Consider the following 17,435-nt stretch of genomic DNA (forward strand, 5'->3'; position numbering starts at 1 on the left):
CTCCTCGGGGCAGGCGGTGCGTCCGCTGTGCAGGCGGTTCCCCCGCGTAACCCCCTGGCACGGTCACCCGCTGCCGGGACACCCCCCGCCACTAGGATCGTGCGAATGCACAGCGTCCAGACCGCTCTCGAGACCCTCCGCGCGCTCGCGGGGACGCCCACGGTGACGCGGCTGGCGGAGGCGTTCGCAGCCCAGGGCCACGAGCTCGCGCTGGTCGGCGGCCCGGTCCGCGACGCCTTCCTCGGCCACGGCGTGCACGACCTCGACTTCACCACCTCCGCACGCCCCGACGACATCGTGCGGATCGTCGCTCCGATCGCCGAGGCGCACTGGGACATCGGCCGGGCCTTCGGCACGATCGGCGCTCGCGTGGCCGGCGAGACGGTCGAGATCACGACCTACCGCAGCGACAGCTACGACGGGGTGAGCCGCAAGCCCGAGGTCGAGTTCGGCGACTCGCTCGAGGGCGACCTGGTGCGGCGCGACTTCACGGTCAACGCGATGGCGCTGCGGCTCCCGGAGGTCGTCCTCGTCGATCCCTCGGGAGGAGTGGAGGACCTGCTCGCCGGCCGGCTGCGCACCCCCTCCCCCGCCGACCTCTCCTTCGGCGACGATCCGCTCCGGATGCTCCGCGGCGCGCGCTTCACCTCGCAGCTCGGATTCCGCACCACCGACGAGGTCGAGTGGGCGATGGCCGAGCTCTCCGGCCGGATCGACGACGTCTCGGCGGAGCGCGTGCAGGAGGAGCTGCGGAAGCTCCTCGCGACCGCCTCGCCCCGTGCCGGCCTGGAGCTGCTCGTCGACACCGGTCTGGCCGGTCGCTTCCTCCCGGAGCTGCCCGCGCTGCGCCTGGAGCAGGACGAGCACCACCACCACAAGGACGTCTACACCCACAGCCTCACCGTGCTGGAGCAGGCGATCGCGCTGGAGGAGTCGCGGCACCCCGGAGCCGCCCCCGACGTCGTGCTGCGGCTCGCCGCCCTCCTGCACGACATCGGCAAGCCGGCCACGCGGCGGCTCGAGCCGGCCGGAGCGGTGAGCTTCCACCACCACGACCTGGTCGGCTCCAAGCTCGCGATCAAGCGGATGCGCGCCCTGAAGTTCGACAACCAGACGACGAAGGACGTGGCCCGCCTCATCGAGCTGCACCTGCGCTTCTTCGGGTACACGGACGGCGCGTGGACCGACTCCGCGGTGCGCCGCTACGTGACCGACGCGGGGCCGCTGCTCGAGCGTCTGCACATCCTCACCCGCGCCGACGTGACCACGCGCAACCGCCGCAAGGCCGACCGGCTCGCGCACGCCTACGACGACCTCGAGGCGCGCATAACCGAGCTCGCCGAGAAGGAGGAGCTCGCCTCCAAGCGCCCCGACCTCGACGGCACGCGGATCATGGAGATCCTCGGCCTCGCCCCGGGCCCCGAGGTCGGACAGGCGTACCGGTTCCTGCTGGAGCTGCGGCTCGAGGAGGGTCCGCTCGGCGAGGAGGTCGCGACGCAGCGGCTCCGCGAATGGTGGGCGTCGCGCTGAGGCGCTGAGCCGGGCCCCGTGCTCGCCTCGCCCTGCGCCCGGGATGGTGCGCCTCGAGCGGATCCGTCCGGCGCGTCGCGGCGGTCCTGTTGTAGTCTGTACAGGTTGTCCACGACCAGACGCACTCGCGTCCGCGGGAGTGGGCAGATGCTACATACCCTCCTGTCACGGAAATACCGTGGCCGTTCAGTCCGAAGGAGGTGGGTTAGTGACGCATCAGTACGAGATCATGGTCATCCTGGACCCCGAGATCGATGAGCGCACCGTCGCTCCGAGTCTCGACAAGTTCCTCAACGTCATCCGCACCGATGGTGGATCCATCGACAAGGTCGACGTCTGGGGCCGCCGTCGTCTGGCGTACGAGATCAACAAGAAGTCCGAGGGCATCTACGCCGTCGTCGACTTCACGTCGACCTCCGCCGCAGCGAACGAGCTCGACCGTCAGCTGAAGCTGTCCGAGGCCGTCATGCGCACCAAGGTGCTGCGGGCCGAAGAGGGCATCGCCCAGGTCGCGGCCGCCGCGAAGCTCGCCGACGAGAAGGCCGCCCGCAAGGCTGCCAAGGCCTCGGCCGCTCCCAAGGCGTAGCGCTCATGGCCGGCGAGACGATCATCACCGTGGTGGGGAACCTCACCGCCGACCCCGAGCTGCGCTACACGCAGGGCGGGCTCGCGGTCGCGAACTTCACCATCGCCTCCACGCCGCGCACCTTCGACCGTCAGGCGAACGACTGGAAGGACGGCGAAGCGCTGTTCCTCCGCGCCTCCGTCTGGCGCGAGTTCGCCGAGAACGTCGCAGGAACGCTGACCAAGGGCAGCCGCGTCATCGCGACCGGCCGCCTGAAGCAGCGCTCCTACGAGACGAAGGAAGGCGAGAAGCGCACCAGCATCGAGCTCGAGATCGACGAGATCGGGCCCTCGCTGCGCTACGCGACCGCGCAGGTCACGCGCGCCTCCGGTGGAGGCGGACGCGGCCAGGCCGGTGGCGGCCAGGGCAACGGCGGTCAGATCGGCGGCGGCCAGGGCGGCTTCGGCGGCGGCGGTCAGGGGGGCTCCGGCAACGCCGGCGGCAACCGTGGCGGTCAGGCCGAGGAGCCGTGGGCGCCGAGCGCTCCCGCCGGTGGCGACGTGTGGAGCACGCCGGGCAGCTACAACGACGAGACGCCGTTCTGAGCCTCGGCTCGGACGCTCTCCTCACCTGAATCACGCCTCCCCCGCACCGCGATCGCTCGCGGCGGGGCAGGGGCGAACCAGAATCTAAGGAAACCACTATGGCTGGAAAGAGCAGCGGCGACCGCCGCAAGCCGATCCGCGGCAAGGGCGCGAAGAACGCGGCCCCCGCGAAGTCGGTCCGCGTGGGTGTCATCGACTACAAGGACGTCGCGACCCTCCGCAAGTTCATCTCGGAGCGCGGGAAGATCCGCGCCCGTCGTATCACCGGCGTCTCCGTTCAGGAGCAGCGCCTCATCGCCCGTGCCGTCAAGAACGCCCGCGAGATGGCGCTCCTGCCCTACGCCGGCAGCGGAAGGTAGGTAACGGTATGTCCAAGGTCATCCTGACCCACGAGGTCGACGGACTCGGCTCGGCCGGCGACGTCGTCGACGTGAAGAACGGGTTCGCCCGCAACTACCTCATCCCGCAGGGCTTCGGCGTCGCGTGGACCCGCGGTGGCGAGAAGCAGGTCGAGCAGATCAAGTCGGCGCGAGCCGCTCGTGAGCACAAGACCATCGAAGAGGCCCAGCACACCAAGCAGGTCCTCGAGGCCAACCGCGTGAAGCTGACGGTCAAGGCCGGCAAGGACGGCCGCCTGTTCGGCTCGGTGAAGACCTCCGACATCGCGAACGCGGTGGCGGCGGCCGGATTCGGCGAGCTCGACAAGCGCAAGATCGTCATCTCGAACGCGATCAAGCACGTCGGCGAGCACGAGGCCGTGGTGCGTCTGCGCGACGACATCCAGGCCACTGTGAAGCTGCAGGTGGTCGCGGCCAAGTAAGGCCGCGAGAACGCCGCGGAGGGCGGTGCGACGGGACTTCCGAGTCCCCTCGCACCGCCCTTCGTCGTTCCCGTTCTCCACAGCTCCATCCACATACACCCTCCGGCGGGACCAACCTTCACTGTGGTCTTGAGACTCTTTTCCCCACACACCTGTGGAAAGCAGGAAATGCCTGGTCAGGAGTCGGAAAAAACTTGTTGAGGGCCGCTGATCCCACAGGGTTGTCCACACGTTGCCCACAGTGGGCCCGGCGTTTCCCCTCGGTTCTGCACAGCTCTCTCCACAGGGCGGTTTGCGTGCCGCGGGCGGCGGTCCGTAGGGTGGCGCAGCGCCCCGCGAGGGGTGCGGGCAGGCGCCCGTGCGCCGCTGTCGGAGGTCGCTGGTAGAACGGATCCCGGCACCGGCTCGACCGGACGCGCAGCACCCGACAGGAGGAGGCGAAGGCATGACGATCGCGCACCTGGCGGTACCCGGCTCGGACGGACGGGACGGTCGCGGAGACCGCGGCGAGTCGCGCGGGAACGAGCGGACCCCTCCGCACGACCTCCTCGCCGAGCAGTCGGCGCTGGGCGGCATGCTGCTCTCGAAGGACGCGGTCGCCGACGTCGTCGAGAGCGTCAAGGGCACCGACTTCTACATCCCCAAGCACGAGATCGTCTTCGACGCGATCCTCGCCCTCTACTCGCACGGCGAGCCGACCGACGTCATCGCGGTCACCGACGAGCTCACGAAGCAGGGCGAGCTGCAGCGGGCCGGCGGCGCCGACTACCTGCACACGCTCACCTCGATGGTCCCCACCGCGGCCAACGCCGGCTACTACGCCTCCATCGTCGCCGAGCGCGCTCTGCTGCGCCGCCTCGTCGAGGCGGGCACCCGCATCGCGCAGATGGGCTACCAGGGCGAGGGCGAGGTGCTCGACCTGGTCAACACGGCGCAGGCCGAGATCTACAACGTCACCGGCTCCGAGACGGCGGAGGACTACGTCCCGCTGACCGACGCAGTGACCGTCGCGATCGACGAGATCGAGGCGGCCGCTCACAAGGACGGCAGCTTCACCGGCGTCCCCACCGGCTTCGCCGACCTCGACGACTTGACCAACGGCTTCCACGCCGGGCAGATGATCATCGTCGCCGCGCGCCCCGCGCTCGGAAAGTCGACGCTGGCGCTCGATTTCGCCCGCGCCGCCGCGATCAAGCACAACATGGCCACGATCTTCTTCTCCCTCGAGATGGGGCGCAGCGAGATCGCGATGCGCCTCCTCTCGGCCGAGGCGTCCGTGCCGCTGCAGCACATGCGCAAGGGCACGGTCGACCAGCGCGACTGGACGACCATCGCCTCCACCCGCGGCCGGATCAACGACGCGCCGCTCTACATCGACGACTCGCCCAACATGACCCTCGTCGAGATCCGGGCGAAGTGCCGCCGGCTCAAGCAGCGGGTCGGGCTCAAGATGGTCGTCATCGACTACCTGCAGCTGATGACCTCCGGCAAGAAGGTCGAGAGCCGCCAGCAGGAGGTCTCGGAGTTCTCGCGTGCCCTCAAGCTCCTCGCGAAGGAGCTGCAGGTGCCGGTCATCGCGCTCTCGCAGCTGAACCGAGGCCCCGAGCAGCGCGCCGACAAGCTCCCCGCCATCTCGGACCTCCGCGAGTCCGGCTCGATCGAGCAGGACGCCGACATGGTGATCCTCCTGCACCGCGAGAGCGCCTACGAGAAGGACAACCCGCGCGCGGGCGAGGCCGACCTCATCGTCGCCAAGCACCGCAACGGCCCGACCCGCACGGTGACCGTCGGCTTCCACGGCCACTTCTCGCGCTTCGCCGACATCCCGGCGGTCTGACGTGACGGGTGCCGCTGCCGTCCCCGAGCCCGTCGACGTCCCGCTGGGCGGCGGGTCGATCCGCCTGGGCCAGTTCCTCAAGTTCGCGGGGATCCTCTCGGGCGGCGAGGCCAAGGAGGCGGTCGCCGAGGGGATGGTGACCGTCAACGGCGAAGTCGATCTGCGCCGCGGGCGCCAGCTCGTCGTCGGCGACGTCGTCGGGTTCGACCGGAACCGCTTCCGCGTCTGCGAGTGAGCGCGGCCGCGCCTCGACGGGTGCGATCGGCCGAGACGCCGCGGAACGGATGAGACGCCGCTCAGAGGCGGGCGCGTCGGCGTGTTGAGCGGTGGCTCGGCGCACACTGGCTCCTGGACATCCCGGGACGACAGGAGACGCGCGTGCAGCTCGGCATTCACTTCATGAACTTCACTCTGACCGGGGGGAGTGCGCAGATCGCGCCGATCCTCGGAGCGACCGCGCGGACGGCCGAGGACGTCGGCTGCGCGTGGTTCACGCTGATGGACCACTACTTCCAGATGGAGCACTTCGCGACGAGCGAGGATCCGATGCTCGAGGGCTACACCTCGCTCGGTTTCGTCGCCGGCCGGACGGAGCGGATGCGGCTGGGTCTCCTCGTCACCGGCGTGACGTACCGCCATCCGGGACTGCTCGCGAAGATCGTCACCACCCTCGACGTGCTCTCCGGCGGGCGCGCGATGCTCGGCATCGGGGCCGCCTGGTACGAGCGCGAGCACCTCGGGCTCGGCGTGCCGTACCCGCCGCTGAAGGAGCGGTTCGAGCGGCTGGAGGAGACGCTGCGGATCTGCCGTCAGATGTGGAGCGACGACGACGGGCCGTTCGAGGGGACGCACTACCGGCTCGCCGAGACGCTGAACCACCCGGCGCCGATCCAGCAGCCCGGCCCGCCCATCCTCATCGGCGGCGGCGGAGAGAGGAAGACGCTGCGGCTGGTCGCGCAGTACGGCGACGCCTGCAACCTGTTCGGCACCGGCGCGGACGACGTGGCGCACAAGCTCGACGTGCTGAAGCGGCACTGCGACGACCTCGGGCGCGACTACGCGACGATCACGAAGACCATCACCGGGGGCGGCGATCCGATCGGCGACCCCGACGGCTTCGTCCGCGCGATGGAGGAGTACGCGGAGCTGGGGATCGACCACGTGCAGCTGGCGCCGGCCGGGCCGGATCCGGAGGGGTACGTCGCCCGGCTGGGCGAGGGCGTGATCGAGCGGGTGGCGGCTCTCGGCTGAGGGCTTCGGGACGCACGGCACTCCGACCGGTTCGGGTGCCGCGGGCGTCACCGCTGATCCGCTCCGCCGGCCGGGTCCGCCGTCACCGGCGCGAGGACTCCAGTGGCGGCCATGTCCCGGGTCGGGGGACGCCGTCGGCGGATCCTGCCCCCCGTCAGGGTCGCGGCGTAGACGCGGGCGAGGAGCGCGACCTACGGTTCGAGCCTCCCACCTCGGGTTATTGAGCTCACGCTGACGTGGGCAGATCGCTGGCCTCATGCCGCACGTGTCCTCTCGTACCTCGCTCCGCCGTCATCGGCAGAACCGCAGAAGAGGGGCGATCGGGACGGGTGTCGTCCTCGCCGTCGTCGGCGCCGCGCTCTTCGCCGGCGTCTCGGCGCAGGCGGCCACTGCTCCCGACCTCGGCACGGCGGAGGACTACTCGGTCCTGGCCGCGTCGACCGTGACGAACACGGGGTCGAGCGTCCTCGACCAGAGCGTCGGGGTCAGCCCGCTGACCGCCGTCACCGGGTTCCCGCCCGGGCGGACAGACGGAGTGATCCACCGCGGAGACGCGGAGGCGGCTCAGGCCCAGGCCGACGTGGGCACCGCCTACGGACAGCTCGCCTCGCAGGCGACGACCGCGCAGATCGACGCCGAGATCGGCGGCAGCACGCTGAAGCCCGGGGTCTACACCGCGGCCGGACCGGTCGGAGTGACGGGGACGCTCACGCTCGACGCCGAGGGCGTCAACGAGGCGGTCTTCGTGATCCGCGCCGCGTCGACGCTGACGACGGCCTCGTCGAGCACGGTGGCCCTGATCAACGGAGCGCAGGCCTGCAATGTCTACTGGCAGATCGGCAGCTCCGCGACGCTCGGCACCGACTCGGACTTCGTGGGCTCCGTGCTCGCCTCGGCCTCGATCACGGTGACGACGGGCGTCTCCGTCGAGGGCCGCGCACTGGCCCGCACGGGAGCGGTCACGCTCGACTCCAACGACTTCACCGAGCCGGGCTGCGAGCCCTCCGACGGCGGACCGTCGCCGACGGCGACCCCGACCGTGACGCCGACCGTGACGCCGACCGTGACTCCGACGGTCACGCCGACCGTGACTCCGACGGTCACGCCGACCGTGACGCCGACGGTCACGCCGACCGTGACGCCGACCGTGACCCCGACGGTCACGCCGACCGTGACGCCGACCGTGACCCCGACGGTCACGCCGACCGTGACGCCGACCGTGACGCCGACCGTGACGCCGACCGTGACCCCGACGGTCACGCCCACCGTGACGCCGACGGTCACTCCGACCGTGACGCCCACGGTCACTCCGACGGTGACCCCGACCATCACGCCGACCGTGACCCCGACCGTGACCCCGACGGTGACGCCGACCGTGACTCCGACCGTCACGCCGACCGTGACCCCCACCGTCGCGCCGACCGTGACGCCGACTGTGACTCCGACCGTGACGCCGACTGTGACGCCGACCGTGACGCCGACCGTGACGCCGACTGTGACTCCGACAGTCATTCCGACCGTGACGCCGACGGTCACGCCCACTGTCACCCCGACCGTCACGCCGACCGTGACTCCCACCGTCACCCCGACGGTGACCCCCACCGTCGTGCCGACGGTGACTCCGACGGTCACGCCCACCGTCACTCCGACGGTGACTCCCACGATCGCGCCCACCGTGGCTCCGACGGTGACTCCCACGATCGCGCCCACCGTGGCTCCGACGGTCACGCCGACGGTCACGCCGACGACCACGCCGACGGCGACCCCGACCGTGGCTCCGACGGCGACTCCCACCACCACGCCGACGGTGACCCCCACCACCACGCCGACCGCGACGCCCACGGCCTCGCCCACTCCGACCGCGACCACAGCGCCGCGACCGGCGCCCTCCCACGCCGCGGTCGTTCCCGTGTCCGGGTCGAACGGTCCCCGCGGTCCGGCTCTCGCCTCGACCGGAGTGGACGCCGCAGCGACGGCGACCGCCGGAGTGCTGGGCCTGCTCGCCCTGCTCGGCGGGGGTCTGATGCTCCTCACCCTCCGACGACGCGGTGAGCGCACCGGGAGCTGATCCCGGCTGATCACCGGAAGCTGATCACCGCCAGGTCGTGCGCCGGACTCCCGAGGGGTCCGGCGCACGTCTGCGCCCTCGATCGCGCTCCGCCCGTCTCTCCGGTGTCCTCGCCGCTGCGTGCAGGCCCCCTCGTGGGTCGAGACGCCGCTCCGAGTGTCGGGACACCGCTGAGCAGGCGGCGTCTCGGATGCGGGGCGGTGTCGGGGCAGGAGGCGGGTGCGCGTCCGGGTGAGCACGCACTGCTCCTGACACGGGAGTACCCCGGTGCCGTCGGGCCCGCTCGTGCGTCGAGACGCCGCTCCGATCGCCGGGACATCGCGGTAGGGGCAGTGTCTCGGGGCGGAAGGCGGCATGCGAGGAGTGCGTGACCGCTCTGCTCGGAACGCGGGCGTCCGCTCGATGCCGGGGTCCGCTCCGCCCGGCCGTCAGACCCCGGCCAGCTCGGCTCGGAAGGGCGGGTCCGCGCCGATGCGGGAGGCGGTGACTCCCGCCGCCCGGGCCGCCCACCGGCCCGCCGCGAGGAGGGCGTCCTCGTCGAGAGCGGTGGTCCCGCTGTCGAGGAGGGCGTCGATCAGCCCGGCCATCGCCGTGTCGCCGGCGCCGATGGTGTCCGCGACAGCGATGCGGGAGGCGGGGACGACGACCCGGGCCCGGCGGGACGCGAGGACCATCCCCTCGCCGCCCCGCGTGACGACCGCCAGCGAAGGGCCGGCGGCCAGGAGGCGGTCGAGGACGGCGTCGACGGAGTCGCCGGGGTGGAGCCACTCGGCGTCCTCGTCGCTCAGCTTCACCAGATCGCAGCGCCGGAGGAGCCGCTCGAGGACGCGGTGCACCTCGGCGCGCGGAGGGAGCACCTCGGGCCGGATGTTGGGGTCGAGGCTGACGGAGGTCCCGGGCGGCAGACGGTCGAGCAGGTCCGCGACCGCGTCCGCGCCGGGGTGCAGGAAGGCGGCGATCGACCCGGTGTGGAGGTGCGCGGCTCCGTCGGGATCGATGCGGTCCGGGTCCCAGCTGAGGTCGAAGTCGTAGCGGGCCGACCCGTCGGCGCCGATGACCGCCGCCGCGGTCGACGTGGTGCCGCGCGCGGGCGCCGACACCGCGACTCCGGACTCCTCCAGGTGCGCTCGGGCCCGGCGTCCGCGCTCGTCGTCGCCCAGGGCGGTGGCGAAGCGGACGGAGCGGCCGAGCCGGGAGAGCGCGACGGCGACGGTCGCGGGCGAGCCGCCGACGTGCTCCGACCGGCTCCCGTTCCGCTCGACGACGTCGACGACGGTCTCGCCGACGACGAGGACGCGCGGGCCGGAGCCCGAGCCGGGGCCGCTCACTCCGCCGCCGCGCGGACCTGCAGCGTCGTGAACGGCGCCGACGGGAAGACGAGCTGGGTGAGGGTGCTGAGACCCCCGCCGAGGAACACCTCGACCACCGAGGCGTCGACGACGATGCGGACCGGGATCCGCCCCGACTCGTCCGGCGCGGGCAGCGGAGCCCAGTCGACCGAGGGGAAGGACGCCGCGAAGTCCACCGCGCCGCTGCGCGTGCGGTCGCAGGTCAGCACTCCCTCGTCGCCGTCGACCGTGAGCACCACTTCGTCGTCGGTCGTGCCGGTGAGCAGGCGCAGCTCGGTGCGGTCGCCGGGGAGGCGGGACACGTCGACGTCGAAGACGCGGACGTCGCGGGACGCCGGCCCGGTCGGCAGGACCGCCCGCTGCGCGAGGCGGAGACGGCCGTCGGCCCCGCGGACGAGGTCGAGCTCGCGCACGAGCGACATGGACGAGCGCCACGGGCCGGTGGGCGTCTCGTTCGCGTAGTCCCAGTTGCTGGCCCACGCGATCGTGAGGCGGCGACTCTCAGGAGCATCGTTGAAGGAGACGGCCGCGTAGTAGTCCCGGCCGTAGTCGAGCCAGTCGTAGTCGGCGGGGTCCTCGGACGCGCTGAGCCGGTCGGCGGTGAACTCGGCTCCGTCGAAGTCGCCGAGGAAGTACTGGCTGCCGGAGCCGCCGGCGATGCCGCCCGGGTTGAGGCTCACGATCATCATCCAGCGGACCTCGTCGGTGCCGCGCACGCGCAGCGGGAAGAGGTCCGGGCACTCCCAGACGCCGCCCGTGGCATGGGCGGGGCCGAAGTGGGAGCGCCGGGTCCACGCGATCAGGTCGGGCGAGGTGTAGACCGCGACGCGGCGGTCGACCGCCTCGACGGCGACCATCACCCAGTGGCCGTCGTCCCCGCCGAACCAGAAGACCTTCGGATCACGGAACTCCGCGGAGCCGATGTCGAGGACGGGGTTGCCCGCGTACCGGGTCCAGGTGGCGCCGTCGTCGACGCTGTAGGCGAGCGCCTGGGCCTGCGAGGCCCCGGTGCCGTCCGGGAGGGCGTCGCGGGCGGCCGTGTAGACCGCGACGAGGGCCGTCTCGCCGGGGCCGGCGAAGCCCGCCGTGTTGCGGACGTCGGCGACGGCGCTGCCGGAGAAGGCCATCTCGCCGTCGAGGACGGGGATCGCGACGGGCTGCTCGCTCCACGACACCAGATCGGTCGAGGTCGCGTGGCCCCAGGACATGTTGCCCCAGGTGCTGCCGGTCGGGTTGTTCTGGAAGAACAGGTGGTAGGTGCCGTTGTGGAAGAGGAGCCCGTTCGGGTCGTTCAGCCAGGTGGATCGGGCGGTGAAGTGGGCGGACGGACGCCAGGCGTCGGTCGTCGTGGTGATGGTCACAAGGGCTCCTGAGGAGAGGGGTTCGGTGCGGCCGGACGAGGGGCGCGGGCGGCTGCCGCCCGCGCCCCCGGGGACTACTCGCCGCCGTTCTGGAAGCGGTCGTAGGCCTGCTGGTACGTCGCGGTCACGTCGGAGGCGCCCATCGACTCCAGCTGCGAGACGTAGGAGTCCCACTCGCTGTCGACGGTGCCGTTGACGATCCAGGCGGCGAACTTCTCCTTCACCAGGGTGTTGATGTCGGTCAGCGCGTACGAGACGCGGTCGAGCTCGTCGTTCGAGAGCATCACCGGCGGGTAGGCGTCGTTCGCCTTGTAGGGGAGGTAGTACTCGTTCACCAGGTCCTGGCGCTCCTTCGCGCGCGGCTCGGGGGCCACGACGGTCTCGAAGTCCTTCTCGGTGGTGATCTTCGGGCCGCCCGGGGCGACCTTCTGGCGGCGCTCGCCCTCGGCCTCGCCGGCGGCGGCGGGGATCTGCACGAGGAGGCCGGTGGCCTCGTCCTTCTGGAGCGTGATGCCGAGGGGTCCCCAGCTGCTCTGGGCGCTCATCTCGGGGTCGAAGAGGCGGTCGGCCCAGCGCATCGTGGCGGCGGGGTACTCGTTGGAGCGGGTGATCGCCATCGCGCCGCGGTTGATCTCCTGGTTGCTGGTGACGCTGGCGCGCTTCTCGCCGTCGACGCCCTCGAGCACGCCGAGGATCGCGTAGTCGCCGAGGCGGTCCTCGCCGACCATCTCCTTCGCCTCCCACCAGAAGAAGGAGCCGAGGACCGGGGTGTCGGCCTTGCCCTTGGAGAGGAAGGCGACGTCGTCCTGCGAGAACGACTCGGGGTCGATGAGCCCGTCGGCGTACCAGTCGGAGAGCGCCTCGACGCCCTGCTTGTAGCCGTCGGTGTCGGCCGTGAACTGCACCTTCCCGTCGACCACGATGCGGTGGTCGTTGTTCTCCGGCTGGCCGCCGAGCGCCGCGATCAGGTCGTGCGGGTTGCCGCAGAAGGAGTCGGTGCGGAAGGACAGCGGGATCTCGTCGGCCTTGCCGTTGCCGTTGGGGTCGCCGGTTCTGAAGGCCTCGAGTGCGACCCGGTACTCCTCGATCGTCGTCGGCATCGGGAGGCCGAGCGCGTCGAGCCAGGCGGTGTTGATGAAGAGGAAGTTCGGGTACTGGAGGATCCCGAGCTCCTCGACCGAGGGCAGCGTGTAGATGTGGCCGTCCGAGGCGGTGAGCGCGGCGCGGATGTCGGGCCGGTCCTCGAGGATCGCGGAGAGGGTCGGCGCGTGCTCCTCGATCAGGTCCTCGAGCGGGAGGAGCGTGCCGTTCTCGCCGTACTGCACGATCTCGGCGTCGGTGAGGCCCGAGTTGAACAGCACGTTCGGCACGTCGTCGCTGGCGAGGAGGAGGTTCTTCTTCTCGGCGTAGACCTGCTCGGGGAGGTTCTTCCAGTCGATCGAGATGTTGGTGTCCTCCTCCCACTGCTGCACGAGCTGCATCGAGGAGTAGTCGGGGGACAGGGCGGACTTGGTGCCGCCGAAGGTCAGCGACAGCGTGTCGTCGACGATCGGCAGGCCGGTCTCGTTGAAGCCGACCTCGCTCGAGCGGTCCTGGACGGGGTCGTTCCCGCCGCCGGTCGTGCAGCCGGCCAGGAGCAGTCCGCCGGAGAGGGCGAGTGCGGTGGTGGTGAAGAAACTGCGGTGTCTCATCGTTCGTGTTCCTCTTGTCGAAAGGGTGGTGCGGGAGGGGTGGAGGGTCAGCTCTTCACGGCGCCGAGAAGGGCGCCCTTGGTGAAGTGCTTCTGCATGAAGGGCAGGACGATCAAGAGGGGGATCGTCGAGACGACGATCATTCCGTACTTGATCAGCTCGCCCAGGCGCTGGGCGGCGGCGTAGGAGTCCATCGCTCCGGAGCCGCCTGCGGAGGTGACCTCGGACTGGATCAGGACGTTGCGCAGCACCAGCTGGAGCGGGTACTTGCTCTCGTCGTCGAGGTAGATCAGGGCGTCGAAGAAGGCGTTCCAGTTGGCCACGAGGTGGATCATGATCATGAGGAAGATCAGCGGCTTCGACAGCGGCAGGACGATGCTGAAGAAGAAGCGGAAGTCGCTCGCGCCGTCCATCTGAGCGGCGTCGCGCAGCTCGCCCGGCACGTTGTTCTCGAAGAAGGCGCGGGCGATGATCAGGTTCCAGACCCCGACCGCGCCGGGCAGGACCACGGCCCAGATCGTGTCCAGCATCCCGAGGTCGCGCACCACCAGGTAGCGGGCTATCAGGCCTCCGTCGATGAACATCGTGAGGATGAAGATCAGGAGGAAGACGGTCCGCCCGTAGAGGTCCTTCCTCGACAGGGCGTAGGCCGCGCAGAGGATCGTGCTGACGCTGATCGCGGTGCCGACGACCGTGTACAGGACCGAGTTGCCGAAGCCCTGCCAGATCGCGCCGTCCGAGAAGATCCGCCCGTAGCCCTCGAGAGTGAAGCCGGCCGGCCACAGCCAGACGTTCCCGTTGAGGATCTGCGACGGCTCGCTGAACGAGGCGATCACGATGAAGTACATCGGGTAGACGATCGCGACGATCGCCAGGAGCAGGACGGCGATCGCGATCGTGTTGAACACGGGGTCCGCGTACCGTCCGGTGCGCTTCGCCGGGGCGGTGCGGCGAGGGGGAGTCGGTGCCGACGGCTCGCGGACGGCGCGGTCGGGGTGGATGGTCTGTGTCATGGCGTCGTCACCAGAGGCTCGATTGGCCCGCACGGCGGGCGACCTGGTTGAAGGTCGCCAGCAGGACGAGGTTGATCAGGGAGTTGAAGAGGCCGATGGCGGCCGAGTAGCTGAACTGCGCCTGCTGCAGCCCCGCCTTGTAGACGTAGGTCTGGATCACCTCGGAGGTCGGGAGGTTGAGGTCGGTCTGCATGAGCAGGACCTTCTCGAATCCGAGGTTGAAGAGATTGCCGATCGCCAGGATGAACAGGATCGTGATCACCGGCAGGATGCCCGGGATGTCGATGTGGCGGATCCGCTGCCACTTGCTCGCTCCGTCGACGCGGGCGGCCTCGTGCAGAGCCGGGTCGATCGCGGTGAGGGCGGCGAGGTAGACGATCATCGAGAATCCGGCGTTCTGCCAGATGTCGGAGCCGATGTAGAGGGGCCGGAACCAGTCCGGCGAGCCCATGAAGAACACCGGCTCTCCCCCGAGGGCGACGATCGCGCTGTTCACGATCCCGGACCGCGGCGAGAAGAGCAGGTGGATCATGCCCACGACCACGACGACCGAGATGAAGGACGGCGAGTAGAGCACCGTCTGCGTGAACTTCTTGAACCGCTCGCTCTGCAGCTGGTTGACGATCAGCGCGAGCACGATCGGCACCGGGAAGGCGATGAGCAGCCCCAGGGCGTTCACCGTCAGGGTGTTCTCGATCAGGCGCCCGAACTGGAACGACGAGACGAAGCGGGTGAAGTTGTCCAGGCCCACCCACGGGCTGCCCGAGAAGCCGAGCGACGGGTTGTAGTCGCGGAAGGCGATCTGGGCGCCGTACATCGGCCAGTACTTGAACAGCGCCACGAAGACGAGCGCCGGGGTCAGTAGTACGTATAACTGCCAGGAGCGCAGGGCGCGCCTCGCAGCGGAGCCGAGGCGCTGCCTCGGGCTCAGGAGGCGCCGTGGCCGGGGGATCCCGGGGGCGGACTTCATCGTCGTCATGCGCGCACCTCTGCACTCGTCACCGATCCGCGGAGGACCGGTGAGCAATGGATGGGATGGGGTCGGGGCTCCTCGCGCGGTTCCGCGAGGAGGAGGGAGACGGCGTCGCGGGCCATGCGCTCGTGGGGGAGCGCGACGGTCGTGAGGCCGGGGTCGAGGTAGGAGGCGAGGGTCTCCTGGTCGTCGAAGCCGACGATGGAGCAGTCCTCGGGCACGCGGAGGCCCCGCGCCTCGAGAGCCCGGTAGGCGCCCCAGGCGGTGCGGTCGTTGCCGCAGAAGATCGCGGTGGGGGGATCGGCCTCGTCGAGGAGCTCCGCGGTGAGGGCGAGGCCGTCCTCGACGGTGCCGCCGGAGCCGTGCCGGACGAGGCGGGGGTCCACAGTGAGGCCCGCCTCCTCGAGGGCGCGGCGGTAGCCCGCCCGCCGTCCGACACCCGCAGGGAGGTCGCTGTCGGCGGGCTGGATGTCGATGTAGGCGATGCGGCGGTGGCCGGCGCCGGTCAGCTGGCGGGTGGCGGTGTACCCGCCCTCCTCCTCGTCCGGGAAGACGCTCGAGAAGCGCCCGCCGGCGGACTGCGCGTTCACGACCACGGTGGGCACGTCGCCCAGCGCCTCCGGCACCTCGACGACGCGGTGGTACATCGAGGCGTAGATGACGCCGAGCACGCGGTACGACAGCATCATGTCGATCGCCGACTCCTCGAGGGCGCGCTCGCCGAAGGTGTCGACGCTGAGGATGATGTGGCCGCTCTCCCAGGCCCGCATCTGCGCGCCCTTCAGCAGGCGGCCGGCGAAGGGGGAGCTGGCGACCTCGTCCGAGACGAAGCCGATCATCCCCGACTGCCCGCTGCGGAGCGACTTCGCGAAGGCGTTGGTGCGGTAGCCGAGATCCTCGACCGCCTCCATCACGCGGGCTCGGGTGGCCTCGGTGACGCGGTTGCCGGGAGCGTTGTTGAGCACGAGGGACACGGTGGCCTGGGAGACGCCGGCGCGCTCCGCGACCTGCCTCATCGTCGCCGTCCGTCCGGCCATGACCCACCTCCTCGTGGTCTCGGTTATTCGTATAACTGGAAAGTACACATCCGAGAGCGCGGCGTCAACATATGATTCCGCGAGCCCCGGTCGGCACGTCGCGGGAACGCAGGAGTCGTCGTTCCGGAGCTCGAGTGCGACGACGTCCGCGTTCTCGCGGAGGGCGGCGTCAGCCGGAGGACTCCCGCGGCACGAGGCGGACGGGCATGGCCTGCACGCCCGCGGTCGGACGTCCGTGGATCGCGTTCGAGAGCTCCTCCGCGGCGGCGCGGCCGAGCGTGTCGAGCATCATGTCGATGCTCGAGAGCGGCGGGCGGGCGGCCTCGACGAGGAGGTCCCAGTTGTCGAAGCCGACGACGGCCACGTCCTGCGGAACCCGCCGGCCGGTCTCGCGCAGGTGGTCGAGGGTGCCGCGGGCGATCTGGTCGCTCGCGCAGATGATCGCGTCGAGGTCCGGATGCGCGCGCAGCAGCGTCTCGGCGCACTGGCGGCCCCAGCTCTCGGACCACTGCCCGAAGAGGACGCCGCCGCCGACCAGCGGGAGCCCCGCCTCCGTCAGCGCCTGCTCGACGCCCCGGGCGCGGTCGTGCGCGGCGGTGTAGCTCGGCTCGCCGTTGACGAGGGCGATCCTGGTCCGTCCGCGCTCGATCAGGTGGCGGGCGGCGAGGACGCCGGCCTGCACGTTGTCGGGCGTGAAGGAGGAGTCGCGCGGATCCTCCGAGGGCGCGTAGGCGTAGACGACCGGCACCGGGATGGTGCGGGTGATCGAGGGGCGCGGGTTCGTCGTCCGGCCGAGCACCACGATCCCGTCGACGCGCTTGGCGAGCAGGTTCTTGATGTGGTGCTGCTCGCGGATCGAGTCGCCGCGGGCGTCGCAGAGGAGCACCGACGTCGATCCTGCGCCGAACGCGTCCTCGGCGCCGAGCAGCACGGGGAGCACGAAGCGGTTGTCGAGATCGTTGGTGAGCATCCCGATCGTGCCCGTGCGCCGGGAGTTGAGGGCCTGCGCGAACGGGTTCGGGGTGAAGGAGAGGGCCTCGGCGGCGTCCAGCACGCGCTGGCGGGTCTCGGCGCGCACCTGGTCGCGGCCGTTGAGCGCCTTGGAGGCGGTGGCGATCGAGACGCCGGCGGCGGCCGCCACGTCGGTGAGCGTGATGGTGCCGGTGGGCTTGCGTGGTGGCACCGCGCCTCCGTTCCGGGCCCGGCGGGCCGCCGCGTCGATCCTCGCACGACTTCGGCGAAAAACCGAAAAGACCGAAAAGGTCGCATCTCTTGACGCGCTGACCGCCCCTGCCTAGGTTTACCCGACAGAAAGTAGTTTCGGCCCGGCGTAGA

At 70.7% G+C, this 17,435-nt stretch carries 16 protein-coding genes; 9 read left to right on the top strand and 7 right to left on the bottom strand.

The window, feature by feature from the left end; all coding sequences use genetic code 11:
• Positions 1–105: 105 nt before the first annotated feature.
• From GTU71_RS12590 to GTU71_RS16495, 9 genes are all read left to right on the top strand, one after another.
• Entirely contained in the window at positions 106–1,530 is a 1,425-nt protein-coding gene (locus tag GTU71_RS12590; RefSeq protein WP_159940314.1) for a CCA tRNA nucleotidyltransferase, read from the top strand.
• Between the two features lie 208 nt (positions 1,531–1,738).
• Positions 1,739–2,116 (top strand): 30S ribosomal protein S6, encoded by a 378-nt coding sequence (gene rpsF / locus GTU71_RS12595; RefSeq protein WP_068207796.1) that lies wholly within the window; start codon positions 1,739–1,741, stop codon positions 2,114–2,116.
• 5 nt (positions 2,117–2,121) lie between these two features.
• On the top strand, positions 2,122–2,700 hold the full coding sequence (locus tag GTU71_RS12600) for a single-stranded DNA-binding protein (protein ID WP_104222691.1): 579 nt from the start codon (positions 2,122–2,124) through the stop codon (positions 2,698–2,700).
• 98 nt (positions 2,701–2,798) lie between these two features.
• Positions 2,799–3,059, top strand: coding sequence for a 30S ribosomal protein S18 (rpsR, locus tag GTU71_RS12605; protein ID WP_055784551.1), 261 nt, complete (start codon positions 2,799–2,801; stop codon positions 3,057–3,059).
• Positions 3,060–3,067: 8 nt separating this feature from the next.
• Positions 3,068–3,520, top strand: a complete 453-nt coding sequence (gene rplI / locus GTU71_RS12610; RefSeq protein ID WP_104222692.1) for a 50S ribosomal protein L9 — start codon at positions 3,068–3,070, stop codon at positions 3,518–3,520.
• Positions 3,521–3,965: 445 nt separating this feature from the next.
• On the top strand, positions 3,966–5,357 hold the full coding sequence (dnaB, locus tag GTU71_RS12615) for a replicative DNA helicase (RefSeq protein WP_104225797.1): 1,392 nt from the start codon (positions 3,966–3,968) through the stop codon (positions 5,355–5,357).
• A 1-nt stretch (position 5,358) separates the two neighbouring features.
• On the top strand, positions 5,359–5,592 hold the full coding sequence (locus GTU71_RS12620) for an RNA-binding S4 domain-containing protein (RefSeq protein WP_104268809.1): 234 nt from the start codon (positions 5,359–5,361) through the stop codon (positions 5,590–5,592).
• Between the two features lie 164 nt (positions 5,593–5,756).
• On the top strand, positions 5,757–6,608 hold the full coding sequence (locus GTU71_RS12625) for an LLM class F420-dependent oxidoreductase (RefSeq protein ID WP_159941249.1): 852 nt from the start codon (positions 5,757–5,759) through the stop codon (positions 6,606–6,608).
• A 265-nt stretch (positions 6,609–6,873) separates the two neighbouring features.
• A complete protein-coding gene (locus GTU71_RS16495) occupies positions 6,874–8,676 on the top strand; it encodes an ice-binding family protein (protein WP_244230551.1) in 1,803 nt (600 codons plus the stop codon).
• 428 nt (positions 8,677–9,104) lie between these two features.
• On the opposite strand, the gene GTU71_RS12635 is transcribed toward GTU71_RS16495, so the two are convergent.
• From GTU71_RS12635 to GTU71_RS12665, 7 genes are all read right to left on the bottom strand, one after another.
• Positions 9,105–10,004: a PfkB family carbohydrate kinase gene (locus GTU71_RS12635; protein ID WP_159940318.1), complete on the bottom strand. Its 900-nt coding sequence runs from the start codon at positions 10,002–10,004 to the stop codon at positions 9,105–9,107.
• Complete coding sequence (locus tag GTU71_RS12640) at positions 10,001–11,386, bottom strand: glycoside hydrolase family 32 protein (RefSeq protein WP_159940320.1); 1,386 nt, start codon at positions 11,384–11,386, stop codon at positions 10,001–10,003. The genes GTU71_RS12635 and GTU71_RS12640 overlap by 4 nt, the downstream gene beginning before the upstream one ends.
• Before the next feature lie 74 nt (positions 11,387–11,460).
• Positions 11,461–13,077 carry an ABC transporter substrate-binding protein gene (locus tag GTU71_RS12645; protein WP_159940322.1) on the bottom strand — a complete coding sequence of 539 codons (1,617 nt, stop codon included), beginning with the start codon at positions 13,075–13,077 and terminating at the stop codon, positions 11,461–11,463.
• A gap of 47 nt (positions 13,078–13,124) precedes the next feature.
• Positions 13,125–14,090, bottom strand: a complete 966-nt coding sequence (locus GTU71_RS12650) for a carbohydrate ABC transporter permease (RefSeq protein WP_104268804.1) — start codon at positions 14,088–14,090, stop codon at positions 13,125–13,127.
• A gap of 7 nt (positions 14,091–14,097) precedes the next feature.
• Positions 14,098–14,931 (bottom strand): ABC transporter permease subunit, encoded by an 834-nt coding sequence (locus tag GTU71_RS12655; RefSeq protein ID WP_244230552.1) that lies wholly within the window; start codon positions 14,929–14,931, stop codon positions 14,098–14,100.
• 134 nt (positions 14,932–15,065) lie between these two features.
• Positions 15,066–16,100, bottom strand: a complete 1,035-nt coding sequence (locus GTU71_RS12660; protein ID WP_104282809.1) for a LacI family DNA-binding transcriptional regulator — start codon at positions 16,098–16,100, stop codon at positions 15,066–15,068.
• Positions 16,101–16,269: 169 nt separating this feature from the next.
• Positions 16,270–17,283, bottom strand: a complete 1,014-nt coding sequence (locus GTU71_RS12665) for a LacI family DNA-binding transcriptional regulator (protein WP_104225800.1) — start codon at positions 17,281–17,283, stop codon at positions 16,270–16,272.
• Between the last annotated feature and the right edge of the window lie 152 nt (positions 17,284–17,435).

This window comes from Rathayibacter sp. VKM Ac-2762, from assembly GCF_009866585.1.
Lineage (GTDB): Bacteria > Actinomycetota > Actinomycetes > Actinomycetales > Microbacteriaceae > Rathayibacter.

Bases quoted from the DNA above. Each gene is read 5' to 3' on its own strand.
- GTU71_RS12590 (WP_159940314.1), top strand. From the start codon at position 106: ATGCACAGCGTCCAGACCGCTCTCGAGACCCTCCGCGCGCTCGCGGGG.
- GTU71_RS12600 (WP_104222691.1), top strand. From the start codon at position 2,122: ATGGCCGGCGAGACGATCATCACCGTGGTGGGGAACCTCACCGCCGAC.
- rpsR (WP_055784551.1), top strand. From the start codon at position 2,799: ATGGCTGGAAAGAGCAGCGGCGACCGCCGCAAGCCGATCCGCGGCAAG.
- rplI (WP_104222692.1), top strand. From the start codon at position 3,068: ATGTCCAAGGTCATCCTGACCCACGAGGTCGACGGACTCGGCTCGGCC.
- dnaB (WP_104225797.1), top strand. From the start codon at position 3,966: ATGACGATCGCGCACCTGGCGGTACCCGGCTCGGACGGACGGGACGGT.
- GTU71_RS12625 (WP_159941249.1), top strand. From the start codon at position 5,757: ATGAACTTCACTCTGACCGGGGGGAGTGCGCAGATCGCGCCGATCCTC.
- GTU71_RS12645 (WP_159940322.1), bottom strand. From the start codon at position 13,077: ATGAGACACCGCAGTTTCTTCACCACCACCGCACTCGCCCTCTCCGGC.
- GTU71_RS12650 (WP_104268804.1), bottom strand. From the start codon at position 14,090: ATGACACAGACCATCCACCCCGACCGCGCCGTCCGCGAGCCGTCGGCA.
- GTU71_RS12660 (WP_104282809.1), bottom strand. From the start codon at position 16,100: ATGGCCGGACGGACGGCGACGATGAGGCAGGTCGCGGAGCGCGCCGGC.